This is a genomic window from Streptomyces sp. UNOC14_S4, assembly GCF_020740835.1.
In the GTDB taxonomy this organism is placed as follows: Bacteria; Actinomycetota; Actinomycetes; order Streptomycetales; family Streptomycetaceae; genus Streptomyces.
In genome coordinates, this window is sequence record NZ_JAINFC010000210.1 from 1 (window position 1) to 11,910 (window position 11,910).

Genomic DNA, 11,910 nt, shown 5'->3' on the forward strand with positions numbered 1-11,910 from the left:
ACCTCACCCGGGGCCTCGCCGGACAGGACCGAGCCACGGACCGGCCCGGGCAGCCCGTCCCCGGCGCGGGCCAGGGCACCTCCGGCGGCCTCGCGGGCGCCACCCTGCGCTGGTCCTCCGACAAGGGCTGGGTCGAGCGGAGCGCCGGGGTCGGCGAACCGCCCGAGACCGCCGCGCTGCCGATGCTCGCCCAGCTCACCAGCGCCGAGCAGCGCTGGGCCGACCGCGAGGAGGACATCACCACGGTCGGCGGCGACCCCTTCGAGGTGGGCCAGGTCTTCGCCCGCCGCTGGGCCGAGCGGCTCACGGACGCCGCGCACCTGGCACAGCTCTCGACGGAGTACCCGCGCATCCCGCACCGCATCGACGGCGAGCTGCTGCGCTACGCGGCCCGGTTCGGACTCCTCGCGCACAAGGACGACCAGATCGACGAACACGACCGCTACGCGATCCGCGCCGGCTTCTGGCGCGAAATCGACGCCCGAACGGCAGCGGAACACGCCCCGGCAGGCGACTGACACACGCGCCCCGCAAGGGGCGCGGGGAACTGCGCGAGCAACCACACACGGCCCGCAGCCGCCGGACGAGCACAGCGCACCGAGCTCGTAGGCGGCTTCCAGGGGCGCGGGGAACTGCGCGACAAGCCCCCACGGGGCCGCAAGCCGCGCGTCGAGCGCAAGAGGCACCCCAGTAGGCGCCCCAAGACAAAACGGCTCGCACCGCACAGTGGCGCCCCAAGCGCGAGCGGGCGCGGCGGGCCGCGTACCCTCATAGCTCGTGAGGACGGGTGTGCAGCAGGCGGCAAGCGAGGCGGTGTGCACCGTGCGCGGCCTGGTGAAGACCTACCCCGCCGCGCGGGGCCGCCGCGGGGCGCCCGGCACGGCCGCCGTACGGGCGAGCGACGGCATCGACCTCGACATCCTGCGCGGTGAGATCTTCGGGCTGCTCGGGCCGAACGGCGCCGGCAAGTCCACCCTCGTACGCCAGCTGACCGGACTGCTCCGCCCCGACGAGGGCAGCGTCGAGCTCCTCGGTCACGACCTGGTGCGCCACCCCGACCGCGCCGCCCGGCTCATCGGCTATCTCGGCCAGGAGTCGACGGCGCTGGACGAACTGACGGTCGCGCTCGCGGCCGAGACCACGGGCAGGCTGCGCGGCCTCGGGCTGCGCGAGGCCCGTGCCGAACGCGACGCCGTCATCGAGGAGCTCGGCCTCGGGCCGATCGCCGGGCGGCCGCTGCGGAAGCTCTCCGGCGGGCAGCGCAGACTGGCCTGCTTCGCGGCGGTGCTGGTCGGCGAGCGCCCCGTGCTCGTCCTCGACGAGCCCACCACCGGCATGGACCCCGTGGCCCGGCGGGCCGTGTGGGCCGCCGTGGACCGCCGCCGCGCCGAGCACGGCGCGACCGTCCTGCTCGTCACCCACAACGTGATCGAGGCGGAGACCGTCCTCGACCGCGTCGCGGTGCTGGAGCAGGGCCGGATCATCGCCTGCGACACGCCCGCCGGGCTCAAGGAACTCGTCGGGGACGAGGTGCGCGTGGAGCTGGTGTGGCGCAACGAGCCCCCGTTGCACGTCCCCGAGGTCGCCGCGCTGCGCGACGCGGCCACCGCCACGGGCCGCCGCTGGTCGCTGCGGCTCGCCCCCGCCGAGGCACGCGCGGCGGTCGCCGCCGTGACCGGCGGGCCCGCCTTCGCCGCGCTGGACGACTTCACCCTTGCCACGCCGAGCCTGGAGGACGTCTACCTGGCGCTCGGCGGCCGTACGGCAGGGCTGGTGAAGGCGTGAGCACGCGTACCAGCCGTGCGGCCGGACGCCGGTCCGTACCGAAGAGGAGCAACGCGGCGTGAGTGCTGTATCCGCAGAAGCGGCACCCGGACGGACCCGGGCCGGAGGGCGGAGCCGTCCGCGGCCCGAAGGGCAGGGCGCCGCGCCGCTCGCGCCGAGGGCGCGGCTGCTGCCGTCGCTGGCCGCGGTCTACCGGGCGCAGCTGTCGCGGGCCCGGGTGGCCCGGATCCCGCTGCTGTTCGTGGCGACGTTCCAGTCCGTCGGCATCATGATCATGATGCGCGGGGTGGTCGACGGCGGCGACGACGCGCGGTTCGTGGTCGCCGGGTCGAGCGTGCTGGTCGTCGCGTTCGTCGCGCTGAACCTGCTCGCCCAGTACTTCGGGCAGCTGCGCGCGAGCGGCGGGCTCGACCACTACGCGACACTGCCGGTGCCGCCCGCCGCGGTGGTGCTGGGGGCGGCCGCCGCGTACGCCTCGTTCACGGTGCCCGGGACGGCCGTCACCGCCGTGGTGGGAAGCCTGTTGTTCAAGCTGCCCCTGGGGCACCTGTGGATCATCGCCGCGGTGGTCCCGCTGGCCGGGGCGGCGCTGGCCGGGCTCGGCGCGGCGCTGGGGCTGCTCGCGCCGCGGCAGGAGCTGGCGACGCTGTGCGGGCAGTTGGGCATGTCCGCGGCCCTGCTGCTGGGCGTCCTGCCGACCACCCATATGCCCACCCTCGTGCTCTGGGCGCGGGACCTGCTGCCGTCCACGTACGGCGTGGAGGCCATGGCCCGGACCTTCGACGCACGGCCCGACTGGGCCGCCGTCGCCGCGGACCTGGGCGTGTGCGCGGCCGTGGGCGTGGTGTCGCTGGCCGCCGCGACGTGGGCGTACCGCAGGGCGGCCGTACGATGACGCGCCACGACGAGCCTCCTGCCACCCAGGACCCCGCGTCCACCTGGCACGATGGCAGGGTGACCGCACCACAGACGCCGCCGCAGCACGACCCGGTCCCCGCCGACGGGACCACCGACGGGCGGGAGCCCGCACTGCGCACCGAGTTGCTGGAGGCCGTGCTCATCGGGGTGGCCGTGACCCTCACCGGGGTGCTGCTGGCGCTGATGTGGGTGTGGCTCGCCCCGCGCGTGCCGCTGGTCTCGGACGGCCGGGCCGTCTACCTGAAGAACTCCGAGGGCGAGCAGGCGATCGGCGCGGACGGCACGTTCGCGCTGCTGGGACTGGGCTTCGGCGTGGTGACCGCGGCGGCGGTCTTCCTCTTCCGCCGCCGCGGCGGCATGCCGCTGGTGGCCGCCCTGGCACTCGGCTCCCTGCTGGCCTCGGTCGTCGGCTGGCGCCTGGGCGTCTGGCTCGGCCCGAGCCAGGACGTCGTCGCGTCCGCGAAGGCGGCGGGCAAGGGGGTCGTCTTCGACGCGCCCCTGAAGGTCGCGGCGAAGGGCGTCCTGCTGGCGTGGCCGCTGGCGGCGATGGTGGTCCACCTCTGCCTCACGGCGGCCTTCGGCCCCCGCGACCCGGAACCGACCCCGCACTGGCCTTTGCCGGAGGCTTGACCGGCGGGTGCGCCCCGTAAGGGGCGCGGGGAACTGCGCGACCAGCCACAGCCGACCCGCAGTCGCGCGCCGGCGCAAGAGGCACCCCAGTAGGCGCCGCCCCGCCCCGGGAAGTGGCAAAGGCCGGGCCGGGGCAACACACCATAGGCGTCAGGCCGGGTGCCGACCGTGGTTGGCCCGGTTCTTCTTGAGGCGCCAGCGGCGCTTGCGGGTGCGCTTCGACATGAGCCCTCCCTCGACCAGAAGACGCGGGGCGGCCAGGAACAGCCCCACCCCACGGTGATAGCCGAGCGCGGCGCCGCGGTCCAGAGCCCCCGGCAAGGGAGCCGCAATCGGACGAAGCGTCAGCTTTCGTCCGACCCGCCTCCTACCCGGAGGTAAGGTGATGGCCCGTGACCGAAAACGACCGGATATCCCAGATATCGCGCCGCACCGCCGTCACGGCCGTCGCAGCCACCGCCGCCCTGCTCCCCTTCGCCACGGGCCCCGCCGCGCACGCCGCGGGCCCCGGCACGGACAACGGCGGCCCGCGGCCCGCCTTCCTGCACGGTGTCGCCTCCGGCGACCCGCTCCCCGACGGCATCCTGCTGTGGACGCGGGTGACCCCCACCCCGGACGCCGTCCCCGGCTCGGGGACCGGGCCGGACGTCGAGGTCGGCTGGGAGGTCGCCGAGGACGAGTCGTTCGGCAAGGTCGTCGCCCGCGGCACCGTCACGGCGACGGCCACGAGCGACCACACCGTCAAGGCCGACGTACGCGGCCTACGGGCGGCCACCGCGTACTGGTTCCGCTTCGCCGCGGACGGCGTGCGCTCCCCCACGGCCCGTACGCGAACGGCCCCCGGTCACGACGTCGCCGCCCCCGGCCTGCGCTTCGGCGTGGTGTCCTGCGCCAACTGGGAGTCGGGCCACTTCTCCGCGTACCGCCACCTCGCCGCCCGCCGCGACCTGGACGCGGTGCTGCACCTCGGCGACTACATCTACGAGTACAAGTCGGGCGAGTACCCGGCCGCGAAGTATGTCGTCCGGCCGCACAAGCCGACGCACGAGATCGTCACGCTCGCCGACTACCGCACCCGGCACGGCCACTACAAGACGGACGCCGACCTCCAGGCCCTGCACCACGCGCACCCCGTCGTGGCGATCTGGGACGACCACGAGTTCGCGGACGACGCCTGGTCGGGCGGCGCCGGGAACCACACACCGGGCGCGGAGGGCGACTGGTCGGAGCGGATGGCCGCGGCGAAGCGCGCGTACTTCGAGTGGATGCCCGTCCGGCCCTCGGTCGAGGGCACCACCTACCGGCGGCTGCGCTTCGGCAAGCTCGCCGACCTGCACCTGCTGGACCTGCGGTCCTTCCGCTCGCAGCAGGTGCGCAAGGGCAGCGGCAAGGTGGACGACCCGGAGCGCACCATCACCGGGCGCGCCCAGCTCGACTGGCTCAAGGCGGGGCTGGCGTCCTCCGACACCACGTGGCGGCTCATCGGCAACCCCGTGATGATGGCCCCGGTCGCCTTCGGAGCCCTGCCCTCGCACCTGCTGGAGCCGCTCGCGAAGCTGCTGGGGCTGCCCACGGGCGGCCTGGCCGTCAACACCGACCAGTGGGACGGCTACACGGACGACCGGCGCGAGCTGCTGGCCCACCTGTCCGACCACGGCGTCCGCAACACGGTCTTCCTGACCGGCGACATCCACATGGCGTGGGCCAACGACGTGCCGAAGACGGCCGCGACGTATCCCCTCTCCTCGCCCGTCGCCACCGAGTTCGTGGTCACCTCGGTGACCGCCGACAACTTCGACGAGACGCTGCACGTCGCGCCGCACACGGTGTCGCTCGCCGCGGTGGCGGCGGTCAAGACCGCCAACCGGCACGTGAAGTGGGTGGACATGGACTCGCACGGCTACGGCGTCCTCGACGTCACGGCGGAGCGGACGCAGATGGACTACTACGTCCTGTCGGACAAGCGGGACCCCAAAGCGACGTCCTCCTGGGCGCGCTCCTACCGCACCCTGTCGGGAACTCAGCGCATCGAACGGGTGAAGTCCCCGGTCCGGTGACCGTCACGTCAGGCGCCGCGCCCCATCAGGGGCGCGGGGAACTGCGCGCCCAGCCCCCACCGGAGCCGCAGCCGCGCGCGCAGCGCAAGAGGCACCCCGGCAGGCGCAAACGGGGCGCGGCCGACAACGGCCGTCAGCCCGCCACTTCCTCCAAGAAGGAAAGCACCGTCCGCCACGCCGTCTCCGCCGCCTCCCCGTCGTAGTCCGACAGGTCCGCGTCCGTGAACAAATGCCCCGCCCCCGCGTACCGGTGCACCTCCACCTCCGCCCCCGCGCGCCGCATCCGCAGGTACCACGCGTTCAGCCAGTCGTGCGGCTCGAACGGGTCCGGGTCCGCCACATGCAGCTGCACCGGCAGCTCGTCCACGGACGCGTCCTCGGCGAGGTCGGACGTGCCGTGCAGGAGCAGCAGGCCGCGTGCCTTCTCGTCGGCGAGGGCCAGGTTCTGCGCGATCGAGCCGCCGAGCGAGAAGCCCGCGTAGACCAGGCCGCGCTCCGACAGCGGGGCCACGGCCAGGACGGCGCGCTTGAGCAGTTCGTCCGTGCCGATCTCGTCCTTGATCGCCATGCCCTCCTCGACGGTGTCCGCCGTCCGCCCGTCGAAGAGGTCGGGGGTGTGCACCTCGTACCCGGCGGCACGCAGCCGGTCGGCGGCCGTGTGCACCGCGGGGCGCAGGCCGTAGGCCGAATGGAACAGGACGATCGTGGTAGGGGACGCCACTGGAGTCACTTCCTCGAAGGTGAATAAAAGGTGGATCGCGTTCCCCCATCGTGCCAGTTACGGTCGGAGGGAAGCGTCCACCGGTGAGCCACGGCAGGCCGGAAGGAACCGAGGTGTCCATGGACATGGAGGGCATACTGCGCCCGCTGTCCCTCGTCGGCGGCGCGCTCGTCATCACCCTGATCGTCGGCTGGATCGCGGACAAGGCACTGCGCCGCGTCGACGCCCGGAGACCGGAGACCCCGCTGTGGGGTCTGCTGCGCCGTGGCCGCAGGCCGTTCCGGCTGGTGCTGGTCACGGCGCTGCTGCGCGGCGGCCTCCCCTCGGCGGAGCTCGCGCCGTGGAACGAGCGGGTGGTGGGGCAGGCGCTGACGCTGGTGCTGATCGGGGCGTGCGCGTGGCTGGGGGTGCGGGTGGCCGTCGCCGTGGTGGAGGCGATGTACGCGCGGTACGCCGCCGCGGCGCCCGACCCGGCCCGGGTGCGCCGGGTGCGGACGCAGGTGACGCTGATCCAGCGGATCGTCGGCGCGGCCATCTGCGTGGTGGCGGCGGCCGCGATGCTGCTGACGTTCCCGGACATGCGGACCGTCGGGGCGTCGATGCTGGCCTCGGCGGGTCTGATCGGCATCGTGGCCGGTGTGGCGGCCCAGTCGACGCTGCAGAACCTCTTCGCGGGGCTCCAGATCGCGTTCGGGGACGTGGTGCGCATCGGGGACACGGTCGTGGTGGCCGGCGAGTGGGGCAAGGTCGAGGAGATCACCCTCACCTATCTGGTGGTGGCCACCTGGGACGAGCGGCGCATCACCATGCCGGTCTCGTACTTCACCAGCAGGCCGTTCGAGAACTGGTCGCGCAGCAGCCCGCGGATGACGGGCACGGTCTTCCTCCATCTGGACCACTCGGCACCCCTGGAGCTCATGCGCGAGCATCTGCACCAGGTGCTCAAGGCGTCCCTGGAGTGGGACGAGCGGAACTGGAGCCTGGTGATCACGGACACCACCCCGACCACGATCCAGGTACGGGCGCTGGTGACCGCGAAGGACGCCGACGACCTGTGGGCGCTGCGCTGCATGGTGCGCGAGCGGCTGATCGGGTGGCTGCGGCGCGAGCACCCGTACGCGCTGCCGCGGCTGAACACCGCGCCCGCGCCCGACGCGCCGGAGGCCCCCGCCGTTTGAGCCTCAGCCGCCGCGCAGGCTGCGGACGTCCAGGTGGCGCAGCACCCGGTCGACGATCTCGGGGTCGGCGCCGGGCTCGCTGCGGGCGGCGAGCACCTCGCGGCGGGCGGCGGAGAGCATCTCGCCCTGGATGCGCTGGACGGTGCGGATGCGTTCGACGCGCTTGGCGTGGGCCTCGCGCCGTTCCTCGTCGAGCATGTCGGGGCTGATGCGGGCGCCCACGTCGTAGGCGCGCCGCTTGAGCTGTTCGAGGAGGTCGTCGGCGAGCTCCTCGGCCTGCTCGATCTCCAGGAGCCTGAGCTTGGCGGCCTTGGCGGCGCGGATGGCGAGCCGGCGCGCGAACTCCCGTTCCGCGTCGGTGTCGGACTGCACGCCCAGCTTCCTGACCAGCGCGGGAAGGGTGAGGCCCTGGAAGACGAGGGTGGCCATGATGACGGCGAAGGCGACGAAGACGATCTCGTCGCGGCCGGGGAAGGGCGAGCCGTCGTCCGTGGTGAGCGGGATGGCGAGGGCCAGGGCCACGGAGGCCACCCCGCGCATCCCGGACCACCACATGATCACGGTCTCGCGCCAGCTCAGCGGGATGTCCTCGTCGATGTCCCGGCGGCTGTGCAGTCGTTTCGCGAGCCAGGCGGCGGGCAGCAGCCACAGCAGCCGTACACCGACGACGACCCCGACGACGGCGCCACCGGCGGCGAGCATCTGGCCCCAGCGGCCCGAGGCGACGCCGAAGACATGGTGGAGTTCGAGGCCGATGAGGCCGAAGGCCACGCCCGTGACGAGGGTGTCGACGATCTCCCAGAAGGTGTGGCCCGCGAGCCGCCCGAGGACGTCGTCGGCGTCCATGGCGTACTCGGCGAGGAAGAGCGCGGAGGTGAGCACGGCGAGCACCCCGGAGCCCTTGAACTCCTCGGCGAGGACGTACGAGACGAAGGGCACGAGCAGCGTGAGCCCGATCTGGAGCGTGGCGTCGCCGAGCCGGTCCATGAGGTGCTTGGCCAGCCAGCCGAGCGCCAGGCCGACCGCCACGGCCACCACGGCGGAGAGCACCAGGTCGGCGACCGCGCCCCGCACCGAGAAGCTGCCGCTGACGGCCGCGGCGATGGCCACGTGGTACAGCACGATCGCGGTGACGTCGTTGAAGAGGCCCTCGCCCTCCAGGATCGACACCAGCCGGCGCGGCAGTCCGAGGGAGCCCGCGACTGCGGTGGCGGCGACGGGGTCGGGCGGGGCCACGAGGGCGCCGAGCGCGACGGCGGCGGCCAGGGAGACGCCCGGGACGACGGCGTTGGCCACCACGGCGACGGCGGCCGTGGTCACGAAGACGAGCGCGACGGCGAGCAGGAAGATCGGCCGCAGATTGGCCGTGAACTGCCGCCAGGAGGTGCGCTGCACCGAGGCGTAGAGCAGCGGCGGCAGCACCAGCGGGAGGATGAACTCGGGCGGCACCTCCACGTCGGGCACGAACGGCAGCAGCGCGAGGACGATCCCGACCAGCGTCATCAGCACCGGCGACGGCAGCCCGAGCCGGTCCGCGAAGGGCACCATGACGACCGCGCCGATGAGCAGCACGAACAGCAGGGCGAGCTGATCCACGGATGCCCTCCGGGCGGTTTGACCACATTTCGACCAAACCCACCCTGCCATGGGCTCCGCCGGGCGGCCCGAGGGGGGTGCCCCACCGTTGCCGCCTGCGGCGGGAGCGGCCTGCGGCCGCGTCCTCAAACGCCGGACGGGCTTGGTGGGGTTGTTGCTGTGAGCGGAAACTATTTCTGGGGGCTACGCCCCCAGACCCCCTTCCGGGGCTCCGCCCCTGGACCCCGTCAGGGGCGAAGCCCCTCAGGGGCGCGGGGCTGTGCTGCATGTGCGGCTCCGCCGCGTGGGCGCGACCAGTCGCAACGGGCCAGGGGCGAAGCCCCCTCAGGGGCGCGGGGAACTGCGCGACCCGCCCCCACCGGACCCGCAGGCCGCGCGCCGAGCGCAAGACGCACCCCCGGTGGGCGCAGCCGAAAACGAACCGCACCCCACCCCGGTGGACGGCGCTCTCAGAGCGCCTTCGTCATCGCCCGGTGCGGGATCCCGCTGCCTTCCTCGAACTCCGGCCCGTACGCCGCGTAGCCCAGCCGCTCGTAGAAGCCGAGGGCGTGTGTCTGGGCCTCCAGGTAGACCCTGGTCAGGCCCAGCCGCCGGGCCTCCTCCTCCACGGCGCGCACGAGGCGGACGCCCAGGCCGGTGCCGCGCGCGGCGCGGCCGACGGCGAGCCGCCCGAGGACGGCCACGCGATCGTCGGTGACACCCGCGTGGCCGTACTTCTTCCGGGCGGCCGGGCCGTGGAGAAAGCGGACCGTGCCCACGGGGCCGTCCGGTCCCGCGGCCAGGAAGTGGACGGCGTCCGCGTCGTACGCGTCCATCTCCTCGGCCTCGGGGACGCCCTGCTCCGCCACGAAGACCTCGCGGCGCACGGCGTGGCAGCCGTCCAGCTCGTCGAGGCCGACACGGCGGACGGGCACGGGCGCGGGCACGGCAGGGGTCACGAGCTCTCCGCGCGGACGGTCTCCAGAGCGTTGCGCAGGTCCTCGGGGTACTCGCTCTCGAACTCCACCCAGCGGCCGTCCGAGGGGTGCTCGAAGCCGAGGCGGACGGCGTGCAGCCACTGGCGGGTGAGCTTCAGCCGCTTGGCGAGCGTGGGGTCGGCGCCATAGGTCAGGTCACCGACGCAGGGGTGCCGGTGCGCGGACATGTGCACGCGGATCTGGTGCGTACGGCCGGTCTCCAGCTTGACGTCGAGCAGGCTGGCGGCCCGGAACGCCTCGATCAGGTCGTAGTGCGTCACGGACGGCTTGCCCTCGGCGGTGACCGCCCACTTGTAGTCGTGGTTGGGGTGCCGGCCGATCGGGGCGTCGATGGTGCCGCTCATCGGGTCGGGGTGGCCCTGGACGAGCGTGTGGTAGCGCTTGTCGACGACGCGCTCGCGGAACTGCTGCTTGAGCAGGGTGTAGGCGCGCTCGGACTTGGCGACGACCATGAGGCCGGAGGTGCCGACGTCCAGGCGGTGCACGATGCCCTGGCGCTCGGCGGCGCCCGAGGTGGAGATGCGGTAGCCCGCGGCGGCCAGGCCGCCGATCACGGTGGGGCCGGTCCAGCCGGGGCTGGGGTGCGCGGCCACGCCGACCGGCTTGACGATCACGACGATGTCCTCGTCGTCGTGGACGATCTCCATGCCCTCGACGGGCTCGGCGACGATCTGCACGGGCGCGGGGGCCGCGGGCATCTCGACCTCCAGCCAGGCACCGCCGGTCACCCGGTCGGACTTCCCGGCCGCGGCGCCGTCGAGCTGGACCTTGCCCGCCGCCGCCAGCTCCGCCGCCTTGGTGCGGGAGAAGCCGAACATACGGGCGATGGCAGCGTCGACACGCTCGCCTTCGAGGCCATCGGGTACGGGCAGGGCGCGGATCTCCGGAATGGTGCTCACCCGTCGAGTATGACGGACGGCTCCGACAGGCCCGTACGGCAGCGTCCGCGAGGGGCCCGTACCGGCCGGTTACCGCTTGTCGGAGGCGGGCGTCCCGTCGTCCTCGCCCGTCCGCCGGTCGTCGTGGACGGTGCCGTCCGGGTCGAGACCGCGGAAGGAGAGGATCACGATCAGGAAGCCGCCGCAGACGATCGCGGAGTCCGCGAGGTTGAAGACCGCGAAGTTCGCGGGCGCGATGAAGTCCACCACGCCGCCCTGGAGGTTCCCCGGCGAGCGGAAGATCCGGTCGGTGAGGTTGCCCAGCGCGCCGCCGAGCAGCAGCCCGAGCGCGATCGCCCAGGGCAGGCTGTAGAGCTTGCGGGCGATCCGGGCGATGACCACGATCACGACGGCCGCGATGAACGTGAAGACGATCGTCATGGCCTCGCCGATGCTGAAGGCGGCGCCGCGGTTGCGCTGGACCTCCAGCTGGAGCCAGGTGCCGATCACCTCGATCGGGTCGTGGTGCTCCAGGTAGGCCACCACGAGGAGCTTGCTGACCAGGTCGAGGACGTAGGCGAACGCGGCCACGCCGAGGAGCACGGCGATGCGCCGTCCGCCCTTGGTGCCGCCCGGCAGGTCGGCTTCCGCACCGTTTCCGGGCGTGCCGGTGGTCTGTTCCGCCTCTGTCACGTGAGTCCTTCGACGTCTCGTACCGCGCTCCTGCGTGCTTGAGGACGAGGGTACGGCACGCGCGCGGGGGCGGTTCAGCGGCGTTCTTGCCGCTGCTTGCACTCGACACACAGTGTGGCCCGGGGGAATGCCTGCATGCGGGCCTTGCCGATGGGTTTGCCGCAGTTCTCGCAGAGCCCGTACGTCCCGGCCTCCAACCGTTCCAGGGCCCGCTCCGCCTGGACGAGCATCTCGCGGGCGTTCGCGGCGAGGGCCAGCTCGTGCTCCCGGGTGATGTTCTTGCTGCCGGTGTCCGCCTGATCGTCACCGGCACCGTCGCCGGAGTCGCGCATCAGCCCGCTGATCGCCTCCCCGGAGGCGGAGATCTCGGCGCGCAGCAGCAGCACCTCGCTCTCCAGCTCGGCCCGGGCCTCGGCGATCTCCGCCACCGACCACGGCTCCTCACCGGGCCGCACGGCCAGCAGGCCCGTACCGGCC

Annotated in this window: 12 protein-coding genes and 1 pseudogene; 6 read left to right on the top strand and 7 right to left on the bottom strand. The window is 73.4% G+C overall.

The annotated features are described in order from the left end of the window. From K6I34_RS19645 to K6I34_RS19660, 4 genes and pseudogenes are all read left to right on the top strand, one after another. Positions 1-518 (top strand): annotated as a pseudogene (locus K6I34_RS19645) (NYN domain-containing protein); the annotation flags it as partial. 259 nt (positions 519-777) lie between these two features. Beyond that, positions 778-1,785, top strand: a complete 1,008-nt coding sequence (locus tag K6I34_RS19650; protein WP_229327613.1) for an ABC transporter ATP-binding protein — start codon at positions 778-780, stop codon at positions 1,783-1,785. 58 nt (positions 1,786-1,843) lie between these two features. Then, on the top strand, positions 1,844-2,680 hold the full coding sequence (locus tag K6I34_RS19655; RefSeq protein WP_229327614.1) for an ABC transporter permease: 837 nt from the start codon (positions 1,844-1,846) through the stop codon (positions 2,678-2,680). Next, positions 2,677-3,333 (top strand): hypothetical protein, encoded by a 657-nt coding sequence (locus K6I34_RS19660; RefSeq protein WP_374230973.1) that lies wholly within the window; start codon positions 2,677-2,679, stop codon positions 3,331-3,333. The genes K6I34_RS19655 and K6I34_RS19660 overlap by 4 nt, the downstream gene beginning before the upstream one ends. A gap of 150 nt (positions 3,334-3,483) precedes the next feature. Here K6I34_RS19660 and K6I34_RS19665 read toward each other — a convergent pair whose 3' ends face one another. Beyond that, positions 3,484-3,654 carry a hypothetical protein gene (locus K6I34_RS19665; RefSeq protein WP_229327615.1) on the bottom strand — a complete coding sequence of 57 codons (171 nt, stop codon included), beginning with the start codon at positions 3,652-3,654 and terminating at the stop codon, positions 3,484-3,486. A gap of 71 nt (positions 3,655-3,725) precedes the next feature. Between K6I34_RS19665 and K6I34_RS19670 the strand changes: the two genes are divergently transcribed. Next, positions 3,726-5,390, top strand: coding sequence for an alkaline phosphatase (locus K6I34_RS19670; protein ID WP_229327616.1), 1,665 nt, complete (start codon positions 3,726-3,728; stop codon positions 5,388-5,390). A 133-nt stretch (positions 5,391-5,523) separates the two neighbouring features. Here the strand turns inward: K6I34_RS19670 and K6I34_RS19675 are convergent, their stop codons facing one another. Further along, a complete protein-coding gene (locus K6I34_RS19675) occupies positions 5,524-6,111 on the bottom strand; it encodes a dienelactone hydrolase family protein (protein ID WP_229327617.1) in 588 nt (195 codons plus the stop codon). A 125-nt stretch (positions 6,112-6,236) separates the two neighbouring features. Here K6I34_RS19675 and K6I34_RS19680 point away from each other — a divergent pair, with 125 nt between their 5' ends. Then, the gene (locus K6I34_RS19680) at positions 6,237-7,289 is read left to right on the top strand and encodes a mechanosensitive ion channel family protein (protein ID WP_229327622.1); all 1,053 of its coding nucleotides are present in this window, start codon (positions 6,237-6,239) and stop codon (positions 7,287-7,289) included. A 3-nt stretch (positions 7,290-7,292) separates the two neighbouring features. On the opposite strand, the gene K6I34_RS19685 is transcribed toward K6I34_RS19680, so the two are convergent. The 5 genes from K6I34_RS19685 to K6I34_RS19705 all read right to left on the bottom strand — a co-directional run. Next, the gene (locus tag K6I34_RS19685; protein ID WP_229327618.1) at positions 7,293-8,885 is read right to left on the bottom strand and encodes a Na+/H+ antiporter; all 1,593 of its coding nucleotides are present in this window, start codon (positions 8,883-8,885) and stop codon (positions 7,293-7,295) included. Positions 8,886-9,334: 449 nt separating this feature from the next. Then, positions 9,335-9,823: a GNAT family N-acetyltransferase gene (locus K6I34_RS19690; RefSeq protein ID WP_374230974.1), complete on the bottom strand. Its 489-nt coding sequence runs from the start codon at positions 9,821-9,823 to the stop codon at positions 9,335-9,337. Beyond that, positions 9,820-10,761 carry an RluA family pseudouridine synthase gene (locus K6I34_RS19695; protein ID WP_229327619.1) on the bottom strand — a complete coding sequence of 314 codons (942 nt, stop codon included), beginning with the start codon at positions 10,759-10,761 and terminating at the stop codon, positions 9,820-9,822. Before K6I34_RS19695 ends, K6I34_RS19690 begins: the two co-directional genes overlap by 4 nt. 69 nt (positions 10,762-10,830) lie before the next feature. Next, complete coding sequence (gene lspA, locus K6I34_RS19700) at positions 10,831-11,433, bottom strand: signal peptidase II (protein ID WP_374230975.1); 603 nt, start codon at positions 11,431-11,433, stop codon at positions 10,831-10,833. A gap of 74 nt (positions 11,434-11,507) precedes the next feature. Beyond that, positions 11,508-11,910 (bottom strand): TraR/DksA C4-type zinc finger protein (locus tag K6I34_RS19705; RefSeq protein ID WP_229327620.1); only part of this gene is annotated, 403 nt, incomplete at its 5' end.